The following is a 22,138-nucleotide window of genomic DNA, read 5'->3' on the forward strand; positions in this document are numbered from 1 at the left end:
TAGTAGATAGCCTAAAATCTATTGATAGTAAGGCATTAATTTTTGATCATTGTATTTTATTGATATCTATATTATTAACTATGAACTAGATAGAATGCGAATTTATGGAAATCGGTCATTAACTACTTTACCTGGAAAATTGACGCGCCCTACATCTTCCAAAGTCAGAGAAGCTTTATTTAATATTTGGCAAGATTCAATTATCGAATGTCATTGGTTAGATTTATGTGCAGGAAATGGTTCAATGGGTGCAGAAGCCTTATGCCGTGGTGCAAAGGAAGTGATAGGGATTGAGATATATGGAAAAGCATGTAGCCTTATTAGGCAAAATTGGCAGAAATGTGCTGTAAAAAATCAAGAGTTCAAAGTTATTAAAGGTGATGTCCTTAAGGTACTAAAAACTCTAGAAGGACGTCAATTTAATCATATTTATTTTGATCCCCCTTATGCTAGTAAATTATACCAACCTGTTTTAGAAAAAATAGTAACTTATAAACTTTTAAGAAAAGATGGGGAAATTGCAGTAGAACATAATCCTAAATTATGGCAGGCAATAGAGATAAATGGGTTAAAAATTCGTCAAAAAAAAATATATGGTAATAACGCCATAACATTCTATGTATTTAAGCTATTTTATAATATATAAATGTATTGGTATTAAATAAAAATTTAAGTTTAAACAAAAAAAGCTAATTTTTATTGTTAAAATCCTATAATTATCTTGTTAAAATTACAAATATACTGGTATTGTTAACTGTTCATAATTATTCTTTAGTTGTCGTTAATAAATATATTAAATGACCAATAAGTTAACCGTAAACAGTATTTGTGACAAAAAAACTTTCTAGCGATTTATTTTCATGATCATACTTGCCTAAGTATAAATCATAATAACTATTTATATAATAAAAATATGTTGACTATATTTAAACAGATAAAATAGCTTTATAAAAGCTGATTTTAGTTATAAATTTCAAATAATTTAACTTTTCTAGGATTCTACCATATGTTAACAAAAAACTTTAAATATAGTATCTAATTTGTTTTTGAATATTTAAGTTTATTGACTGTTTTTATTAGAATTAACATCTTATATTTACTATGTTATTTCAAGCTAATTTCTCTAATTATAAAAAGTCATCACAAAAAAATACTTAACTAAACTTAAAGCTTAAAATATTATAGTTATTTTATTTCCAATTAGTAATTCAAGTCAATATAAAATTACTTGTGTTTTAACTATAACTCTCATTTACCATCATTTGTAGTATTAATAATAATCTATACTATGTCTAGCATAGTTTATTATTAATACTATCTTATATAATTCTTTGATTTTTAATTAAACTAATATCTGATATATTTATTTATTAATAAAAATTAAAAATCATCAGCTACATCATAATTTATTTTAGTTGAATATTTTGGTAGTTTCCATAATAGAATAGCTAATGATCCTAAAATTATCCCCCCCCCTACACAAAAAGATAATAAAACTCCAATTGGGAGTTTTATAGATTTAAAAATTAGAAATTTCAAATAAATCTCTGCAGTATTTTGAATAGAAAAAATAGCGATTATTATTAACCAAAAAGCGACTATTGTCATACTAATTAAATATGTAAAAGATTTCATTATTTTATGCCTAATACTTGTCTAGATATACTATATTTTTTTGTTGATAGCAACAATTTATTGGTATTTTTCTATGTATTTATTTTGAATACATTCGATAGAAATATTAGAAAAAAATTGATGCTGAAATCGTTCCTCTTCAATTACTTCCATAAATTCATTTACTTTTTGTTGAGCATCATTAGCAATTTTCTTTGTCCATCTAAATTTTAAATTTTCATTTATTTGATTACATTCAAATCCTAATTTAGATAGCATTTCTAATCCAAGCCTCATACTACCATTACTTAGTTCTAGTCCTGTCTTTATTTGTACTATATTAATAGTTTTACCAGTACGACTATAGTATTTTGCAATCCCTAATAATTGTTGCCAGATTTGTAAATTATTGAGATATTTAGGTGAATTATAAGCAAGAGCAAGTTTAAATTTTTTTTGTGTAGTTTGATCATATATTTTCAATAATTCTTCCCAACTATTAGGAGGCTCTCGTAATATTTTAAGCTGGGTATTCATTTCTTGAGAATATTTTTTATCACGCCAATCTAATAAGTAATTATAGTTACTATTATTATTATAAATTTTAGTGTCAGTTACATGATCTCTAATAGCAATCAATCTAATTTCATAACGTTTGCAGTAAGAATTAAAGTATAATTCAGCAATAATGTCTTGAGGTTTATTCAAAGGTAATTCATCCTTGTGATGTTCCCACCAAACTCCAGGAAACCCTTTTGGAGTGGAAGAATCATGGATTTCAAAAGTTGTTTTTATATACTGTATTTTTTTTCTTGTTATATCTTCAATATTTTTGTTCCAAATATTATTAAACCAGCATTTTTTTAATAAAAGTTTAGGAATAGGATTACCTATGCCACAAGGTTCTAATAATTTTAGTTCTCGAAATAAATCCTGTCCTAGATCAATAACAGTAACAATTAAATCTACTTCAATTGCTGTTTTTAAATAACTAATAGTGTTGATTTTTTGCCGCAATTGCTGATTAATACCTTCCTTAAATAAGGTTAAATTTTTTAACGGTAAACTCAATCCCGCAGCAAAAGGATGTCCTCCAAAACGATGCAATAAATTTTGCTGAGAATTCAGTAATTCATATAAATCTATTTGCTTATTTGAACGTGCTGAACCTCTAGCCATTTTGATGGCTTTAACTTGATTATTATCATTTGTTTCCGTTATGGTTAATAAAATTGTTGGACGATTATATTCTTGAGCAATTTGTCCGGCAACTAATCCTAAAACTCCACTGTCCCATTGAGCATCTTCTAAAACAATAACTAGCACAGTTGATAGGTCAATTTGAGATAGCGTTTTTTTAACGTCTTTATAAACTCTTTGTTGTATCTCTTTTCGTCTTGTATTAGCTAATTCGGCCTTTAAAGCTAATTTACTACAAAGTTTTATGTCACGACTGGTTAATAAGTTGACTCCAAATTTAGCATCTCCATAAATACGACTGATAGCATTAATTCTGGGTCCAATACCAAAAGAAATATCAGTAGGGCGATCCCCGTTTCGCTTACATAATTCCAGTAATTTAGCAACCCCTGGGCGGGTATTAAATTGCTGTTGTCTTTGTAGATATTGAATACCTTTCTGTGCAAGATAACGACAGTCTCCTTTTAACTCAACTAAGTCAGCAATTAATCCAATAGCAACTAAATCTAGTAATTTTTCTAACGATTTTTGGGCTATATCAGGTAATTCTTGATAAAATGCCTCTATTAATTTATAGGCTACTGCTACTCCTGATAAATGAAAGAGAGGATGATTAATATTGAGATAACGAGGGTTGATAATAGCAACAACAGGAGGACGGTTATCTGGCAAAGTATGATGATCTGTGACAATAACATCGATACCTAATGTTTTAGCATAGTCAATTTCAGTCAGGTTGGTACTCCCTGTATCACATGTCACAATTAACTGAGTTCCTGATGTTGCCAAGTTCTTAATTCCTTGGTAATTTAGTCCGTGGGATTCTGTGATGCGATTAGGAATATAATAATCAAGTTGAGAGTAAGGAAGAAAAAATTGTCCTAGTCCTTCCCAAAGAACGCTAGTTGAGGTTATCCCGTCAGCATCAAAATCTCCCCATATAGTTACTTTTTCTTGATTTTGATAAGCTGTTTTAAGGCGTTCAACTGCCCATTTCATTTCTTTTCCAAAAGCGAACGGACTAGTGGGATGATAAAAGTTAGTGTCAATGAAAGAAATAAGTTGATCCTTGTTTTGAATTCCTCGTTGCCATAATATTTTAGCAACATGTCTTCCTTCGGAATTAGGAGTATAAGAGCTAACGATTTTTAGAAACCATTGGGGAATTGAGAAAGAGGGTGGTGTTTGCCATGTAGATTGTAGTTTCTTCATTTTAAACAAAAATTAAATTCTTTAATATTTTAAGACTAATTTTTAGTTAAATAACTTTAAGCCTCATGGAATGAGATAAAATTAACCTTAGTATATTATTATTGTTCAACTGTCAGGCAATAATAGTTCAAGGAATAAATAAAAAGATAGTAGAGATTAAAGCTATCTTATATAAGATATTTTCTTCAGCTAGTTTTCAAAAATACATAAAATAAAATCAATATAATCGAAACTTAATACTAGTACAAACTAATAAATGCAAAGAATTAAGAGAAAACATATTTCTTGATGATTGGTTTTTAAAATAAATAACTGCCTATTTTTGCAGAGAAAGTAAATCTTGTTTGGCTATTTTTATTTAAAGTTACCTACTACAGATTTAGTAACAAAGATAAGTTTATAAATTGAATATATCGCTATTGAGTAGTCAAAGTTTTTTTAAGCACTTAGGTTAAGCTGTTTATTAATTTTAGTTACCTCTGATAATTTAATCTATTTGAGTACGGCTCTAAATCCTGTAACTGTTATCAAAATTTAACTTATAAAAATTATCAAGCCTTCATCACCACTTTCCAAGTCCTAAGGTACGATGAATAGGTAATGAAAAACAATATTAGCTCCATTACCTGTAATTGACATCAATAAAACTTTCTAACTGTGTTCTTATCAAACAAAATAACTAATTTTATTGATGTCAAAATCAAGAAAAACTACCGTAGATCTAAAATTAATGCGTCATAGTAGGCTTGTGCAGATACTTTAACCATTAGATCTATATTTAATGGAGAAAAACCTAATATTTTTAAGGGATATTGTAAAAAAATTCTTAACTCCAAAACGAAGGAAAATAATCTATTTCGCAGAAAAATTAACAACATATTATGTTGAGTGTTGCATTCTACAGTTTACGTATTCAACCGGGTTGTCCCCATACTAGTAAATAGTAAGGTATAACAGAGACAATTAAAAATAACTATAGATAAAATGCAGTAAGCTAAATAATGAGAGAGTTTTATAAAAAATCCATGGAGATTATTTATTTTAAAAAACGAGAATATATACAAATAAAAAATATATTTTAGTGATTAAAAATATATTTTAAAGATCTAATTTTGTCAAAAGAGTTTATTGTTTCTCATTAATTTTTTGTATACGTATCCATAATAATAAAGTAACTATGCTTTATAGTACATAATAATTTTGTTAACAAACTATATACTTGGGAAATAATTTTAAAATTAGTTATAGTATTGTCGATATTTTTTCTAGACATCAAGAAATAACAATAAGGAATAAAATAATTTATTTACTATAAAAACAATTTTTAATCTAGGACAACTAATATTAAATATCATAATAATATAGCTAAATAATCTATGTTTAAGTAAGTTAGAAGTAAATTTTATTCTTTTTTTTATCTAAATATTTATGATTTTAATTGTACACTTCCTCTAATTGATGTTGATCCCAAAGAGACTTATACAATCCTGATTGTTGCAATAAGGTTTCATGAGTTCCCCTCTGAACAATTTTTCCTTTATCCATTACTAAAATACAATCCGCTTGTGCTGCAGCTGACAAATGATGAGAAATAAAAATAACGGTTTTACCCTGTTTCTTAGAAAGACTATCTAAAATTTGGGTTGCAGTTTTATTATCAACACTTGATAGAGCATCGTCTAAGATTAATATCGAAGCGTCCATTAATAAAGCTCTAGCTAGAGCAGTACGTTGTCGTTGACCACCTGAAAGGGTAATTCCTCTCTCCCCAACGATAGTGTCGTACTTTTGGGGAAAGTTCATGATTTCTTGATGAATATGACTTTGTTTTGCTGCCCATTCTACCTTAGATCGGTCCTTAAAATGGTCTCCGTAACGAATATTATTTTCAATGGAAGTATTAAATAAAAAGCTATCTTGAGGAACATAGGCAATTGCTCCCCGTAATTGAGCTAAAGGTAACTCAGTAACATCATGATCATCTAAAAATAATTGTCCTGGGGTAATTTCGAGTAAACGGGGCAAGGTATTTGCGAAGGTAGATTTCCCACAACCAATTGGACCAACAATGGCTATTGTTTCTCCAGAATTAATTGTTACATTGACTTTGTTCAAAGCTGGAGTCTTGGACCCAGGGTAAGTATAACTGAGGTCAAGGGCAACTAGTTTCCCCTTAATTTCTGATGAAGAGATAGATTTAAGTTGATCTTGATCACGTACTCTTGGTTTTACTTGAAAGATAGACTCTATCCTATCAATACTCACTTCCCCCCTTTGATAAATAGTAATGGTAAATCCTAGTAAAGTTGTGGGAAAAACTAACTGTTCTACTAGAATGAATAGGGCAATAAAATCTCCAATGCTGATATTTCCTTCAGTAATTGCTTTAGCCCCAAAAATTAATAGTAATAATAGACTGATATATGATAGTCCCTCAATGAGAGGAAAGAGAAAATTACGAATTTGAGCTAATTTTAAGTTAGCTCTCAATAGTTTGTTATTCAGGTAGTCAAAAGTACGAGTTTCGTTAGCTTCTTGGGCATAAATTTTAATTAAAGCCATACCCCCAATATCTTCTTGGATTAATTCACTGATCTCAGACAATCCTTCTTGTACATTAAACTGTTGACCTTGCAATCGTTCACTAAAAATCTTTACTGTAAATATTATCATTGGATAAATAGAAATAGCCAATAAACTCAAGGGAATGTGAATTGCCAACATCGCTGGAAGAGTCAGGGCGTAAGCAAAAACTATATTAATTAAGCTCAACACTGCAAAGCCAACTAAACGGCGAATATTATCTACATCGCTAGTAGCACGGCTAATCAAATCACCGCAGGTATTAGTAGAAAAATAGGCAGGTTCTAAAGTAAGTAGATGCTCAAATATTCTTTGTTTTAGGTTAAATTCTACTTGGCGACCCACCCCAAAAATTATAAGGCGTGAAATCATGCGAATTCCCCACATGATAGTCGCCAGTACTAAAATCAAAATAACATATGACAAAACTTGATTAAAACTAAATGCTTGACGCAAATCGTCAATAATATCTCTAATTAGTAAAGGAATATAAACCCCTAGAGCATTAACAACAAATAATGTACCCGTTCCCAATAAAACTTGTTTCCAGTGAGGATATAAATATCGACCTAGTCGTCGAAGTCGTGAAGTTCTCATCTGCTTATCTTTAAATCCCTCTTTTATATGATTTGTGAGAAGTTTTCTAGAATCCTCTGTATAACTATTTCATAGCAAAACCAACCGATTAAACTTATGAAAATTGATAAAAAAGTTATTCTTATAATAAGAATAACAACAACATTCATATAGTTTTTTGATTTCAAACCTTCAATAAGTCTACGGTTTAAAAAATGTTATTGACTTTTAATAAAAAAGGATAAATTATAAAATTCAGTTTGCAGTAAACATTGATTGACTTTTATCATCAACTCTCCAGTTTTCATTTTCACCACCAACAATTAACCGATTAATAGTGACATATTCTCTACTTAATTGCTCTAAAGCATTAATCAGGATATCTAAAGCAATTAAATCACTGGTTCCCAAATCAAACCAACAACGGCCCCAAACTTCTTTATATTGAAATTCGGTCATATTATGCATAGGAGACATCATAACATTGTCAACTATACTCGTTTCATATTCCATGTAACTTACATCAACTCCCTGGTCTTGTACTTGTAAGTTTTCTGCATTAAATGCTCCTAATTTACCTAAATAAAACCAGGAATCAAAGACTTCCTCTATATACTGCCGTTCCATGGATGAAGGAGTAGTTTTAAACTCTAACCAAATCCATAGATCAAAAGGATTAAACTCTCGAAATTCAATTTTCATTTTTAAGTGTATTAACTATTAGTTAGAGGGCAGTCTCTCCGACTTACCAATTTTCCACAAGCCACTAGATACTACATTAGTAATGATATGAGCTACAATAGGGATTGCTAAATTCCCAGTCGACAAAGCACTATAACCTAATGCCAGTCCCACTACTGTTGCCCAAACTACATACGGCCACTGTTGTGTTCCACTTGAATGAAGTACTCCAAAAATAATACTTGAGATAATCAATGCCGGTAAATTTGCTCCAAGTGCCGGTAACATTACTCCACGAAACAAGAGTTCTTCACTTAATCCCGGGAGTAATCCTAACCAAATTAAATCTGGCCAAATTAATGGTTTAATTACCAATTTGAAGTAGATATCTGCACTTTGACGATACGATGGCCAAAGACGATAAAGAATCATACTGGCAATAATAATCCCCACTGCTACTCCCAAACCACCTAAAAGAGCATTGGAGGTTAATTGTACACCTAGTAGAGTAACGGACCATACTTTTTGTAAAACTTTAGCAATAATCAAGAGAATAACAGACGTTACCCCTATTACTGCTAAAATTTGCTCACGAGTTAACAGTTCCATATCAGACAAATTGGGATCAGTCACAAATTTTAGAGAAACAATTAAGGGATGGGACAGTAGAATGCAAGGCACTAATACTGATTCCAGCACGATGAGCGACCAAAACACCTAGTGCCTCTAAATATGAGTTTACCTTAATCGCTTGAATTCCGAGAGACTCTGGAGTAACTTGCAATTGGGTTTGATTCTCTGTGACTGTAATAATACAGGTATTGTGTTGACTAAAACTAAGAACAGCACTTCCTCCACAAGCAGTATCTGGAATAATGACTGCATCGACCTGATTTGCCCAAATTCCATATTCCACAGGTATTGAGGTAAAATCTATTCCCCCTTTGTGAACAAATCGAGGTGCACGACTCAACCCCACTAAAACACAAGGTAAAAAAGTATAACCAAGTTCTTCCGCTGCAGCACGGGGAGAAAGATTAGGCTCAAGAGGTAAAGGACTTAAAGCAGGTGCATGAGCGGCCGGAATACCAAACTGACGAACAATTAGGTGAGAAATAACTGCTTCTGCTCCCGCTACAGGGTCAACTCCTTGACCATGACGGTAGTTATCTAAAGCCAAACTGTCAATGTCATCAGGAAAACGAGCAACAATTGCGATTGCTTGAACTTTAGCTTGGGTAATTAATTTCTCTGCTGCTCTGAGCAAACTATCTGGGTTGCCGATAGTTCCCCAACTTGTTCCGGAAGTAGCAGTATGTAGTTCAACATTGAGAGAGGTATCTGTGAGTATGTAATCGGTTATGTCTAACCCTAAAGTAGCTCTAGTGGCATCAACAGCTTGTAAATGACGTATTTGTAATTCCTGCTCAATACCTTTATCTAAAATCAAACCAACTCGATTTTGATGAACTGCTTGCAGTCCCCAATCTCCTTGCGCGAAACGATCAAGTCCATAGCCTTCAACATAAAAGATGTTGGGATGATTCCAATAAAGTTGTGCTCCATTGAGAACATTGGGATGTGTGATTAGTAGGTCACACACTTGGGAAACAGCCCGGGCAATAGGAAGAGCGTCTCCCGCATACCCTCCAATAGTAGCCCCAATTCCGGTGGGAACAATTAAGACGACGGTATAAGGAGAATGAATCACTATGGTGAATTTTACTGATTACTATTTTGTAACAATTCCCTCTACATAAACGGTTTGTTTTTCAGTGTCTACTTCAGTAATTGCCCAGCGAAGAGGTTCTCCTTGTTTTTCAAGTACAGCTTCAATCTCTTTTTGTAACCTTAACGGATTCTCTTGAAGGCTGACTTCGGTGGTAATGAAATGGGTTGTCATTGTTGTTCAACTCACACAAATGCTCTCATCATTATTACCATAACAGATATTTTTCTAAACAATACCCATTGACGTGGAGCAACAGTAGTTGATTAGTGTCACTTAAATGTTGATCAAAAACTATTTTATATAACATAACAGTCTTCTTAACCTCAGATTAGATCAATGTGAATACACCTCAGTTAAGATAAGTTTTCGTAAAATTATCTTAATTAGACCTATTTTTTACAGTAGTTTGACTTTGAGTACTTGCCCTAAATATAATTTAATATACATATCTATTAACTATTTAAATCAGCTTCTATAAAGTTAATTTAAGCTGAATTTATTGCTCATTTATTATAAATATTCTTTTTTGTTTATTGATTTTGTTTTTTATGAAAAGTATTTAGGAATATTTCTATAATTTTTTTATCAACTCTAATGTTTCAATAACATTTGTATATAAACTTATTGAACTAATTATTTTTATAAAATATTGGGTTCATAATCCTTTGAATTTTTACTGTTTTAATTTGATATTTATTTAAAGCTACTACTATTTAGTAATATGGCAAATTAGCTATAAAATAAGTTATACTGCAAACAGTTAATATGACTATTCAGTTAGTATGTCGTAATATGATTCAAAGCTCTAACCCACGATCAGCAATAGGGATAACATTATCAGTGAATTCTGGGACATCTAACCTATCCCCAACTGTTTTGGGAATGATTGCAGATTTTTTTAAAGTTTTATCCGAAGTTAGTCGGTTACAAATCGTCTGTACTCTTAAAGGAGGAAAAAAAAATGTCTCTGAAATTATTGAACTTACAGGCTTAGGACAGGCAAATGTATCTAAACACTTAAAACTTCTCGCTCAGGCAGGAATCGTGACACGAACCCAACAGGGGGTAAATGTAGTTTATGCAATCGCCAACCCTTTAGTGTTTTCTTTGTGTGACTTAGTTTGTAACTCAATTGTTACTCAATTACAACAAAAAAATCAACATTTAGAGTCTCTAAAAATATTTCAAAGATCGTTCTAGTTACTGTATTATAAATTTTAGCCAAATCTATGCTGTAAGTTTATATAATTTATTTTAAACAAATATTGTAAAAATCAGTTTTTATAATAAAGCTCAGAAAAGTATTTTTAGTTAACAACTGAAACTAGTGTCTTCTAATCTTTTTAATCTCTGCTAAAAAGACTCCTTATAGACTTCAAAAAATATAAAGTTATAATTGCGTAACTTTGCAAAATAGTATAATTTAGAATTATAAATAAAGAATAAAGTTTTAGATTTTCTATTGACAAATAGAAATATCAAGTGATCATTTTTTCTAAATTTATAATTCTAAATTTATCTTGCTTCCACTCTTTTTTACTGTTCAAGAGCTAAACGTCCTTGCTTACCAAGTCGAATTAATAGGAAATAACTAAAATAGAGGACATAAACCGACAATCCTGAAAGTCCTAAGAACCCAATAAATCCTTGAGTAGCATCACCATGAATAATAGAACGGTATCCTAGAGGGGCTTCAATCCAAACTTGGCAAAAGGGACTTGAAAGTAATTCTAGGGAAAATGCACAGGATAAGAAAGGAACACTAGCGATAACTCCTAAACTGCAATAAACTGTCATTGCCCAACGCCAGGAGACAACTATCAATTTCAGAAGACTCGGAGGTAAATCCTTAATTTCATCATTAAGATCTACCCAAAACCAAAGAGAAATAGGAATAAGAATACGAGCAACTAGGGCAGTAATAAAGCCAATTTGCCCGCAAAGATTTTCAAAAGCAGAATTTTCGACTCCCCAAGCTGGTACCAGCAAATAAATTGTGATCATTAATAGACTTGCAACCCGCCAGTAAATAATTAAAAGACGGCTAATGGCTTCTGTTTGTCGAAATAGAGACCAGATAATTAAGATTGTAGGAATGATAACGATGAATAATACCGCTAATCGGTAATCAGTCCAAACTAAAGGCCGAAACCATAGTTCTTCCATTTTATTTTAAGTTCCTCAAAAAATACTCAAACCCTTATTAAAGGGATATTTTCGTTAGTGATACTTTGCATAATACTGTCACTGCCGTCGAGTTATGATACCGATAATGGACGATAGAATAGTATCTATTCTACTCAATGTCTTGATTTCTTAGTTTTCATAAACTCGACATTCAACTGCATCAGGATTATTATCACAATAGGTCTCAAAAGAGGTTTTAGTGAATTGTCTTTGTCTTTGGTGAGAGGCCTCTGCTTGCAACTCTTCGACAGCATCCCAGGCAGCTGCACACCCTCCCGAGCTATTTCCCTCAATGTTGCAAACAATTTTAGCATTTTGTCTCTCTTGTTCAATTCTATCTTCAATGTTGCCCATAATTCCTCTTTAGCTTCCTTAACTTTAACTTTATAAGTATTAAGATTCCAGTTTATCTTAATGTATTTGTCTATGTCATGACTTATGTCACAATATGGATAGATATTACACTTATACTAAAATTAATTCAGATTTTTCTGAAAAACGTGCATCTCAATAGTTGGCAAAAAAATAAACTTGTTTATATGATTGTACTTATACTCTTAAAATTTTTGTTATTTGACTTGAGTAAAAAAAATTTATTTATTTCCTATTTTTTTTTCTAAAACAAAATAGCATAGAAATATTATCTCTCGATAAATCAATTATATTCTTTTTCTATAGATTGTGTTCTTCTTAATAAGAAAATTTTCCAAAATAATGAATCAGCTATTAGGGATTTATTTTACAATAGACTCTCGTCAAATTAAATCTAGTCCATTTGGACATTAATTTGTAGAAATATTAAGTAAAAAAAATTTTGTCTAAGTATTTGGCACACAAGTTGTTGAATCACTCTTGAATGATTACATATAAAAGTATATCAAAAAATAAGTATTTAAAAACTTAAATAGTAAAATCACTACAACTAACAAGTAGTATAATCATGAATATATCAATATTAAAAATTGTAATTTAAAATAGTAACAATGAACATCTGTGATAAAGTTAGCTAGTACTAAAATATAAAAATTTTTAAATAAAAATACAAAATTCAGAAATAAGTTTTTTAAAGTAAGTAAAATCAAATATTGTTTGTCTTTATACAACAATGTTTAGGTATAGAAAAGAAAATTTAAATATAGAAGAAACATGAACTAAACAAAAAGTATTTTTAATTATCCTTAATGTTTTAAGGGTCAAGTCTTTTAATACAATAACTGTTTAAATGAATTAATTTTTGTAAGAAAACTTATTTGCTATACAAAAAACTGCAGAATAAATTGGGGCTTATATTAAATAGAACATTTTTTATTTTAACAAAAAAGATAAACTAAATAATAACAATAGTGGTAGTGATTTTAAAAAGAATCTATAGACTCAAAAATATTATTAATTTTCAAGTTCTAAAGTATCTTGACTTCTCATGATACTAGTCAGCTCTACATCATCTAACCCTATAACATATGAACAATCAACTAAAAAGTATATAAATACTAATCTAAAATATATAGACTGCTACTATTGTTTATTTACTTCTTTAGTATTGTAATTACATAGTTTTATTTTTTTTAGCCATTAACCAAGCCAAACCAAAACATAGGGTAGAATTAACTGCTAGAAAAAATCTAGAAATGTTTACTGATGGCATCCCCCAAACTATAGGACTTATGACAACATGAACTATTAAACAAGATGCAATTCCTAAAGAAATTCCAATTGTAAATAATCTACCTTGCTCATGGCTAAATAACAAAGATATCAAGGTAAAAGGCACTAAAACACTAGCTAGAAATGGATTTAGTAAAAAAGTTCCCTGAATAGAATTAGTCAATTCCGGAATAGAACTTCCCATAACTCGAAATGGCCATTGGGGTAAATCGAAAATATAAATTCCTTGAATAAAAAACAAGCCCGAACTCCCTAAAATTAACCCCCAATTCAGGGGGCTAGTCCAAGTAAAAGGATAATAAATTCTCAAAAACCAAGCTAACAAATAAGATACCAGAACCATTAATAGTTTAGGAACTAGTTTCATTACACTTTCATCAATCCAAAAGCGAGAGTGAAGGTAGCCATCATCGCGTATCCACCGGAAGAAATCATGGAAAGTAATTTGACCTTTTATAGTTAAGGAAACTGCCTCCCCTGCATCTAATTGTCCTGCCCCATAATAATTAAAAGGATCTTCTCGAATTGTTCGAGAAGACCGTTGGAGGATAAATAACACCTTAGATGGTTCTTTAATACCAGAAGCCTTAATTAGAGCTGCTACACCTGCAACGTGAGAGGCAGCTATACTGGTTCCCTGGAACCCAACAAAAACTGACTTCCCCGTTTTAGGGTTAACGGTTTCCTGAATAATCTTTCCTGTTTCACTACCACCAGGGGCAGAAATATCAATCCCAGCTCCATAATTGGAATAATTTGCTTTTTGTCCGGTCGCATCTAAAGCAGAAACACTAATCACTTTAGGATTACGGGCAGGATAGAAAGCCGCATTTTGATTAGAATTACCTGCAGCAGCAATAATAACGACATCTTTTGAGTAAGCATAGTCAATAGCTTCTTTCATAATTTGACTTTCACCACCACCTCCAAGACTTAGATTAATTACATCGGCACTATGATCAGCAGCAAAACGAATGGCTTCGGCAATATCAGCAACTGTTCCCTCTCCCTTACCAGCAAGAACCTTAAGAGGCATGATTTTGGCATGATAAGCAATACCAGCCACTCCATATTCATTGTTCGTAGATTGGGCGATAGTTCCGGCTATATGGGTTCCATGACCATTATCATCAGAGGTATCGGTATTATCGTTAACAAAATTGTACCCTTCGACAAATTCTGTTTCTTGTAAATCAGGGATTCTACTGATCCCTGTGTCAATAACAGCAACAATGATCCCTTCCCCTTTGCTATCTTTCCAAGCTTTCTCAATGTTAATATTGTGTAAATTCCATTGTTTGCTATAGTCAGGATCGTTGGGAGTTTTTAAGGTACGATAAACATAATTGGGTTCAAAGTATTCGACATATTTTTTGATAGGAGACCGTTTGATAATATTAAAAAATATTCTATCTCCTGATAAAGTATAGATGTGCTCATCAGCAGAAAAAATACTATTGAGGCTTACAGTTTTTTCGTATTGTTTAGTAATAGCTCCTAATTGTTCACTGATGACTGAAGTAGGGACATCTTCACGAAAATTAATTATTATTGAGTCGAATTCTCCCTGATTTGCAAGTCCTTTAAAGTTATGTAAGGCTAACCAAAGTCCAACAACAAATAAACTGAGTAATAATAACTTTTTCATAAATCTGATTCATAAGTCTGAGTCAAGTTTAAGGTACGCACTAGTCTAAAATCTTAGAATAACCCATTCAGAACCTTCAATTTTTGAATAAGAACGTTCTTATTATTTAGTTCTTAGGTAATTGTTGAGTGATTTAGCGTATATTTTTAGTACTATATTAAGTAAGATTTAAAATCTAGATTTAGGAGCGGAATGAGTACGAAGGTTGAAATTTACACTTGGGGTTCCTGTCCTTTCTGTATTCGAGCCAAAGCTTTACTTGATAAAAAAGGGGTAAAGTATACTGAATACTGTATTGATGGAGATTATGAGGCAAGAGAAAATATGAGACAAAGAGCTGAGGGTCGTAGTAGTCTTCCTCAAATTTTTATCAACAATCAGCCTATTGGTGGATGTGATAAGTTATATTTTTTGGAATCAATAAATAAATTAGATTATCTCTTGACCACAACGGCTTGAGAAAGCGTACTGTCTTATATAACTCCGAGAACAATTGTAACTTATTTTAAAGATCTAAACATTTAAGGTCCCACAAGAATTAAGCTTAGTGTCGACCGTAAGTTTAATATCTAGTCAAATAAGATTTCTAGAATAACTAGTAAGTCTAATATTTTTAGACAAAAAATAGGATAGAAGCACTTAAATTATATCTTTAGAAAGTTTTCTTTCCTTTAAATGTTATTATCTTTATTGGAGTTAAATGTTAGATGCATAATTGAGTATATTCCATTAAGTAATTGCCAAACTTAGCTATTATTTCTTTAAGTAAAAGTTTTTATACAGACTACAAATGCTCATTTTTGTCTAACTTTAGAAAGTCAAATTTAGATATACTGTTCTGGTAAGATTTTTTAGATAACTTTTTATTTGTAAAAATCGTATTATCCAATCAAATAATATTTACTAACTTTCTTTTGACAATTGAGTTTTGCGAAAACTAAATTGTCCTAGGTATCTACACATTCATATTATTATATATAATATGTCATAAGCTTAAGTAATAGTAAATTTCTTTTATTTAATGAGATAGACTACTATTTAATTGAATAGTTATAGTTATGGAGAAAGTAAAATTATAAAAAAATAGATGTTATATAAAACAAATTGCCATTAACTTTAAATATGTAGTTCACAAAAAATAACAGAAGTAATTATTAATTAATTACTATTGAATGGTATAGTGCTCTGCTTGTTATAAACAATAAAGAATATTAAATTGAATATGTGTAATCAATCCATTGTTACGATAAATTTTTTAATAAAAACAGTTAAACTAATAACTTGACTTACTTCGATAATTTTAAAAATATAGTCTGATTAAATTAATAATTTTTAATTGATTTATTGCATCAAATCTAGGAATATCCAAAAGTGAAAGATATACTATTTCATGGACTGACATCTTTAATAAATATTTAATAATCAAATAATATCTAGCTAATAACAAACAGTTCATAGAAAATCAATAACAATCTTCTATAAACTGTTAACCTAAGTAAGTAGATATAAATACGTTAAAAACAACTGGTTCTTATACTTTAGCATTTTGTTAAAAACTCAAGTATAACGATAGATTTATCTACTGTTTATTTAATAGAGACTATTTATCCACTTAATTATTTTAATTCATTAAGGAAAGTTGGACACTTTTAAAAAAAATCTGTATGATGTTTTCAACAATCTGGGGACTGGTTAACCCTAAATCTGCTTTAGATTGATCTGGAGTGGCATGATCCACTAAATTATCGTTCACCCCAAATCGTTTTAAGGGAACTAAAATACCGTTATCAGACAAAGCTTCAGCTACTGCTGAACCGAAGCCACCCATAAGACAACCTTCTTCCAGGGTAACTACCTTTCCAATACGTTGAGCGAGAGGCAAGATTAACTCTATATCTAAGGGCTTGACAAAACGGGCATTAACTACTGTTGCTTCAATGCCATATTCTCTAAGAATTTCTGCCACTTGTAAGGATGTATTCACCATAGAACCATAAGCTAAAAGCAAGACATCATCACCAGTGCGGAGAATTTCTCCTTTACCAATAACCAATGGTTCCCAACCTTCTTCCATTAAGGGAACTCCAATACCGCTTCCACGAGGATAACGCATTGCAATCGGTCCCTCAGTATAATTAACTCCCGTTATCACCATGCGTTGTAATTCCGCTTCATCCTTAGGAGCCATGATAATTAGGTTAGGAATACATCTTAGATAGGCTATGTCGTACATTCCTTGGTGAGTAGGTCCATCTGCACCAACAATCCCAGCACGATCAAGACATAAGAAAACAGGAAGGTTTTGAATACAAACGTCATGAAGAACTTGGTCATAAGCTCTTTGTAGAAAAGTAGAGTAGATTGCGACAACAGGACTCATTCCCTCACAAGCAAGACCAGCCGCTAAGGTAACAGCATGTTGTTCAGCGATACCCACATCGATGTATTGTTTAGGAAGTTTGGCATAAAGTTTGGCTAGTCCCGTTCCCGTAGCCATAGCTGCAGTGATACCAACAATTTTAGGATTATTTTCAGCTAATTTAGTGAGAGTATGCGCAAAAACTTTAGAATAGCTAGGAGGTTTAGGTTTATTAGACGGGTGAGCTTTGCCAGTAGCTAGGTTAAATGGACTTTGGGCATGATAGCTCACCTGGTCCTTTTCAGCTAGCTCATAGCCCTTTCCTTTAACGGTAGCAACATGAACAAGGACGGGTCCGGGAACCTTATGGGCTTGTTTAAAGGTTCCGATCAATTCTTCTAGATTATGCCCGTCAATCGGACCGAAGTATTTAAAGCCCAATTCTTCAATTACTGCACCTACTTTAGGAACTGCTAAGCGTTTCATTCCTTCTTTGACCCTTTCCATCTCAGGAGTGAAAGACTCTCCAAAGAAAGGAAGCTGTTTAAATTGTTCTTCTAGATTGTCTGAGAGAAATTGGACGGGATCACTCAAACGTACTTTATTGAGGTAGCGAGAAATAGCCCCCACATTTGGAGAGATAGACATTTCATTATCGTTGAGGACAACCATAAGATTTGTGTTTGGCAGATGCCCTGCATGGTTAATAGCTTCCAAAGCCATTCCTCCAGTTAATGCTCCATCTCCAATCACCGCTACAACTTTATAGTCTTCCTTTTGAGCATCTCTTGCCAATGCCATTCCTAAGGCGGCAGAAATGCTTGTAGATGCGTGTCCAGCCCCAAAATGATCAAAACTACTTTCGCAACGTTTTAGATACCCAGCAACACCACCTTTTTGCCGTAAAGTATGAAAACGACTGTAACGACCAGTCAAAATTTTATGAGGGTAGGCCTGGTGTCCTACGTCCCAAACTACTTTATCTCGATCTAAATCTAGGGTCTGATAAAGAGCGACGGTTAATTCTACTACTCCTAATCCAGGACCTAAATGTCCCCCACTAGCGGCAATTGTTTGTAAATGCTTTTCTCGAATTTGACGACTAATGTCTTCTAATTGTCGAAGAGATAAACCATGCAATTGATTGGGATGAGTAATTTCACTTATATGCATACTATATTTTTCTCTACCATTTTGATTAATACGCTATATCACACTTTAATTGATTTTCTGATTTTGGTTTAATATTTACTTATTATTCGTCAAGAAAATTTTTAGTATTAATTGTTAAATTATCTTCATAATAAATTCTTCTAAGTTAAATATAGATAAATTAAAATCTTTAATATATTTCGTTCCTATGTCAATTTACATGTATGGTAATCCTATTATGAGTTAACTAAATTATTGATGATAACTGAATGTTGAATCTTTTTATATATTTATGTTTTAAAATTAGTAATAAATGATTTAAGAAAAAATTTTCCATAATAATCTTTACTAGATTTAATACGAGTCTATTTATTAAGTTACAATTCTAATATTAGTCTTGATCTAGAGAATAGACTTTTTAGTTAGGTTTTATCAAAAATAATCTACTTAAACGTGAGTTTTTCAAAAGAAAGCGAAAATATGTCAAAACTATACTGTTTTCGACTTCAAAAAATAGAGAACTATTATTGTTATAATACTTAGATAGAACACTAACATACGAGTATTTACTTGTAATTAGAATCTATTTTTTGATAAGTAATTGTATTTTAAATTATGGACTATTAGAATATATATTTCTAGCTTATTTATTTTTTTAGAAAAGTTTTAAATATTAAGTATTTATTGATAAAATTACTGAAACTTTTACCTCCTCAGATTACCTAAATTTATTAATACTCATGACCTACAAAAAAAATAAATTCTTAATATTTGCCATTTTTTTTACCATCAGTAGTGGATTAAGTCTATTTTTAGGTTGTACTACAATGGTCCAATCGACTCCCCTAAAAGCTTCTGATACTTCTATCTTTCAATTTAACTGGTTTCAGTCCATCGTGTTAGGAATGATACAAGGATTGACAGAATTTTTACCAATCAGTAGTACAGCTCATTTAAAAATTGTCCCCTTAGTTTTAGGATGGGGTGATCCTGGGGTATCTTTTACAGCAGTGATTCAACTAGGAAGTATTGCCGCAGTAATATGGTACTTCTGGTCAGATTTAACAAAAATTATTGGAGGAATGTTTACAGCTATTTGTATCTCTGACTATAAATCTTATGATTTTCGACTTGCGATGGGTATTGGATTGGGAACTTTACCAATTGTCTCTTTTGGATTGCTGTGGAAACTCTTGGTTTCTGATTTAGATAATTCTCCATTACGTAGCGTTGAAGCAATAGCAATCGCTTCAATCGTGATGGCTGCATTATTAGCCTTGTCAGAAAAACTGGGAAGCCATAAGCGAGATTTCAAACAATTAACATTACAAGATGGAGTATTAATAGGATTAGCCCAGACTCTAGCTTTAATCCCAGGAGTTTCTCGTTCAGGTTCCACTATGACGGCCGGGTTATTTATAAATTTAGAACGGGCAACGGCAGCTAGATTCTCTTTCTTATTAGGAATTCCAGCCATTACTATGGCAGGAGTTGCAGAATTTAAGGAAGTTTTAGTTTTAGGTTTTTCTAAAGAAATATTATTCCCTATTATCATTGGTGTCATATCTTCAGCTATTTTTTCCTATTTAGCTATCACTTGGCTGACTAACTATTTGCAAAGCCGTAATACTTGGATTTTTGTATGGTACCGTTTAGGATTTGGATTATTTATTTTATGCTCTCATGTATTAAATATTAATTGAATTAAAACACATTGCTGTTATTATTAAGGTAGGATAATTATATAAAAAATGACATTAGAAATCAATTGATTTTTAATGTTGTTTTTTAGCTATTTTAAAGATAATTGTTTATAACAATATAATTTGATGGTACGTTAAATTTTAACTATGCATAAAATTCCTGTTACGGTTATCACTGGCTTTCTTGGCGTAGGTAAAACAACATTAGTTCGCCATCTATTACAGCATAATCAACAACGACGTATTGCTGTTTTAGTTAATGAATTTGGGGAAATAGGAATAGATGGAGAACTTTTACGGGATTGTCAGATTTGTGATGAAGATGAAAATCCAAATACTAACATTGTTGAATTAACCAATGGTTGTTTGTGTTGTACTGTCCAAGAAGAATTTTTTCCAACTATGCAAAAATTATTGGAAAGACGTGAGAAGATTGATTGTGTGCTAATCGAAACTTCTGGGCTAGCGTTACCCAAACCTTTAGTTCAAGCTTTTCAGTGGCCAGAAATCCGTAACAGTGCCACTGTAGATGGAATTGTAACAGTGGTGGATTCTCAAACTTTAGTTTCAGGAACCCTAATAGGGGATTCAGCTACCTTAGAAGTGCAACGACAGGCTGATCCTAACCTAGAACATGAAACTCCGATTGAGGAATTGTTTAAAAACCAGTTAGCGTATGCGGATTTAGTATTATTAACTAAAACCGATTTAATTGAACCGTTTCAACTTCATAAAGTCAAAAAATGGTTAAAACAAGAATTACGGCCGGGAGTTAAAATTATTCCCTGTGATAATGGGGAAGTCAATCCTAATATTTTATTAGGATTTAACGCCGCTGTTGAAGACAACTTAAAAAGTCGCTACAGTCATCATGAGCACGAAGAAAATCATGAGCACGATGATGATATTAATGCAGTCCAAATAATTTCAAACCAGGAGTTTGAGCCGAGAAGTTTGATTAATCAACTTAAGAAAATAGTTAAGACTCAAGAAATTTATAGGATTAAAGGGTTTGTGAATGTTCCCTCTAAACCCATGCGGTTAGTTTTACAAGGAGTCGGTAATCGCTTTGATACTTTCTATGATCGCCCTTGGAAATATAATGAGTCTCGTGAAACTCGACTAGTATTTATTGGTCGCCAATTAACATTGAAAGAGATTGAGTCTGAACTAGTATAAAAATATGAAAACTCCCATTTTAAAGATGGGAGTTTGTTCAATTAGCTAAGACTTGTCTATTTTTAGAGAAGTCTTAGATCGGTTCTAGTTTCCATCCTTAACAAAAGCTAGAGTTAAGCTATCACTAACCAAAAAATGATCCAAATGATAAGCTCGTTCTTCTGTTTTAAGAAGAATTTGCTCATAAAGGTAACGAGTTGCTCTATCCCCTAAACTTTCGGCTTGAGTTGCTTGTTTACGGAGTAGTTTTATTACTTCCTGTTCTGCTTTTAAATCATGTTCTACCATCTCCCGACAGCCGTAAGAACCATCAGCTTCAGGCTCAAAACAACATAGTTCAGCCAATTTATTGAAACTAGCAGCAGGAATTCCACCAAGCCCATTTAACCGTTCAGCGAGATTGTGAACATGGCCACGAACATCATCGTAGCTTTCATTAAAAAATTCGTGTAAAGAGTAAAATTCTGAACCTTCTACAACAAAATGATGCTTTTCATATTGAAGGTATAGCCCTTGAAAACTAGCTATTAATATATTTAATCCTTCACAAACAGGAAGGGTAACACTCTTGTCTAATAAGACGGAGTTTTCTCCTACTTCCCCAAAAGCACGGACTAAACCCTGAACAGTTGTCATTTTCGTTGTCC

At 31.8% G+C, this 22,138-nt stretch carries 17 protein-coding genes; 5 read left to right on the forward strand and 12 right to left on the reverse strand.

Annotated elements, in window-relative coordinates; translation table 11 throughout:
- The first annotated feature begins 94 nt into the window (after nucleotides 1-94).
- Nucleotides 95-646, forward strand: coding sequence for a 16S rRNA (guanine(966)-N(2))-methyltransferase RsmD (rsmD, locus tag OXU93_RS07035; protein WP_267383490.1), 552 nt, complete (start codon nucleotides 95-97; stop codon nucleotides 644-646).
- A gap of 734 nt (nucleotides 647-1,380) precedes the next feature.
- Here rsmD and OXU93_RS07040 read toward each other — a convergent pair.
- The 7 genes from OXU93_RS07040 to OXU93_RS07070 all read right to left on the reverse strand — a co-directional run bounded on the left by OXU93_RS07040 (nucleotide 1,381) and on the right by OXU93_RS07070 (nucleotide 9,769).
- On the reverse strand, nucleotides 1,381-1,635 hold the full coding sequence (locus OXU93_RS07040) for a DUF1049 domain-containing protein (protein ID WP_267383492.1): 255 nt from the start codon (nucleotides 1,633-1,635) through the stop codon (nucleotides 1,381-1,383).
- 57 nt (nucleotides 1,636-1,692) lie between these two features.
- Complete coding sequence (gene recJ, locus OXU93_RS07045) at nucleotides 1,693-4,026, reverse strand: single-stranded-DNA-specific exonuclease RecJ (RefSeq protein ID WP_267383493.1); 2,334 nt, start codon at nucleotides 4,024-4,026, stop codon at nucleotides 1,693-1,695.
- 1,434 nt (nucleotides 4,027-5,460) lie between these two features.
- Nucleotides 5,461-7,206, reverse strand: coding sequence for an ABC transporter ATP-binding protein (locus tag OXU93_RS07050; protein ID WP_267383494.1), 1,746 nt, complete (start codon nucleotides 7,204-7,206; stop codon nucleotides 5,461-5,463).
- A 234-nt stretch (nucleotides 7,207-7,440) separates the two neighbouring features.
- Nucleotides 7,441-7,887, reverse strand: coding sequence for a DUF3531 family protein (locus tag OXU93_RS07055; protein WP_267383495.1), 447 nt, complete (start codon nucleotides 7,885-7,887; stop codon nucleotides 7,441-7,443).
- Between the two features lie 18 nt (nucleotides 7,888-7,905).
- The gene (locus OXU93_RS07060) at nucleotides 7,906-8,499 is read right to left on the reverse strand and encodes a CPBP family intramembrane glutamic endopeptidase (protein ID WP_267383497.1); all 594 of its coding nucleotides are present in this window, start codon (nucleotides 8,497-8,499) and stop codon (nucleotides 7,906-7,908) included.
- The gene (locus OXU93_RS07065) at nucleotides 8,492-9,577 is read right to left on the reverse strand and encodes a DUF3326 domain-containing protein (protein ID WP_267383499.1); all 1,086 of its coding nucleotides are present in this window, start codon (nucleotides 9,575-9,577) and stop codon (nucleotides 8,492-8,494) included. The genes OXU93_RS07060 and OXU93_RS07065 overlap by 8 nt, the downstream gene beginning before the upstream one ends.
- 21 nt (nucleotides 9,578-9,598) lie before the next feature.
- Nucleotides 9,599-9,769 carry a hypothetical protein gene (locus tag OXU93_RS07070; protein ID WP_267383500.1) on the reverse strand — a complete coding sequence of 57 codons (171 nt, stop codon included), beginning with the start codon at nucleotides 9,767-9,769 and terminating at the stop codon, nucleotides 9,599-9,601.
- A 621-nt stretch (nucleotides 9,770-10,390) separates the two neighbouring features.
- On the opposite strand from OXU93_RS07070, the gene OXU93_RS07075 reads away from it, so the two are divergent.
- Nucleotides 10,391-10,798, forward strand: coding sequence for an ArsR/SmtB family transcription factor (locus OXU93_RS07075; RefSeq protein ID WP_416378765.1), 408 nt, complete (start codon nucleotides 10,391-10,393; stop codon nucleotides 10,796-10,798).
- Nucleotides 10,799-11,134: 336 nt separating this feature from the next.
- Here the strand turns inward: OXU93_RS07075 and OXU93_RS07080 are convergent, their stop codons facing one another.
- The 3 genes from OXU93_RS07080 to OXU93_RS07090 all read right to left on the reverse strand — a co-directional run bounded on the left by OXU93_RS07080 (nucleotide 11,135) and on the right by OXU93_RS07090 (nucleotide 15,098).
- Nucleotides 11,135-11,764 (reverse strand): DUF3177 family protein, encoded by a 630-nt coding sequence (locus tag OXU93_RS07080; protein WP_267383502.1) that lies wholly within the window; start codon nucleotides 11,762-11,764, stop codon nucleotides 11,135-11,137.
- A 150-nt stretch (nucleotides 11,765-11,914) separates the two neighbouring features.
- A complete protein-coding gene (locus tag OXU93_RS07085) occupies nucleotides 11,915-12,139 on the reverse strand; it encodes a Calvin cycle protein CP12 (protein ID WP_267383503.1) in 225 nt (74 codons plus the stop codon).
- Nucleotides 12,140-13,331: 1,192 nt separating this feature from the next.
- Nucleotides 13,332-15,098: a S8 family peptidase gene (locus OXU93_RS07090; RefSeq protein WP_267383504.1), complete on the reverse strand. Its 1,767-nt coding sequence runs from the start codon at nucleotides 15,096-15,098 to the stop codon at nucleotides 13,332-13,334.
- Between the two features lie 192 nt (nucleotides 15,099-15,290).
- Between OXU93_RS07090 and grxC the strand changes: the two genes are divergently transcribed.
- Nucleotides 15,291-15,557 carry a glutaredoxin 3 gene (gene grxC / locus OXU93_RS07095; protein ID WP_267383505.1) on the forward strand — a complete coding sequence of 89 codons (267 nt, stop codon included), beginning with the start codon at nucleotides 15,291-15,293 and terminating at the stop codon, nucleotides 15,555-15,557.
- A gap of 1,162 nt (nucleotides 15,558-16,719) precedes the next feature.
- Here the strand turns inward: grxC and dxs are convergent.
- Nucleotides 16,720-18,630: a 1-deoxy-D-xylulose-5-phosphate synthase gene (dxs, locus tag OXU93_RS07100; RefSeq protein ID WP_267383507.1), complete on the reverse strand. Its 1,911-nt coding sequence runs from the start codon at nucleotides 18,628-18,630 to the stop codon at nucleotides 16,720-16,722.
- Between the two features lie 719 nt (nucleotides 18,631-19,349).
- Here dxs and OXU93_RS07105 point away from each other — a divergent pair.
- Nucleotides 19,350-20,312: an undecaprenyl-diphosphate phosphatase gene (locus tag OXU93_RS07105; protein WP_416378766.1), complete on the forward strand. Its 963-nt coding sequence runs from the start codon at nucleotides 19,350-19,352 to the stop codon at nucleotides 20,310-20,312.
- Between the two features lie 147 nt (nucleotides 20,313-20,459).
- Nucleotides 20,460-21,491 (forward strand): cobalamin biosynthesis protein CobW, encoded by a 1,032-nt coding sequence (gene cobW, locus OXU93_RS07110; protein ID WP_267383509.1) that lies wholly within the window; start codon nucleotides 20,460-20,462, stop codon nucleotides 21,489-21,491.
- A gap of 84 nt (nucleotides 21,492-21,575) precedes the next feature.
- On the opposite strand, the gene OXU93_RS07115 is transcribed toward cobW, so the two are convergent.
- Nucleotides 21,576-22,127 (reverse strand): Dps family protein, encoded by a 552-nt coding sequence (locus OXU93_RS07115; RefSeq protein ID WP_267383510.1) that lies wholly within the window; start codon nucleotides 22,125-22,127, stop codon nucleotides 21,576-21,578.
- Nucleotides 22,128-22,138 lie beyond the last annotated feature (11 nt).

Source organism: Cyanobacterium sp. uoEpiScrs1, assembly GCF_947331815.1.
In the GTDB taxonomy this organism is placed as follows: Bacteria; Cyanobacteriota; Cyanobacteriia; order Cyanobacteriales; family Microcystaceae; genus Rippkaea.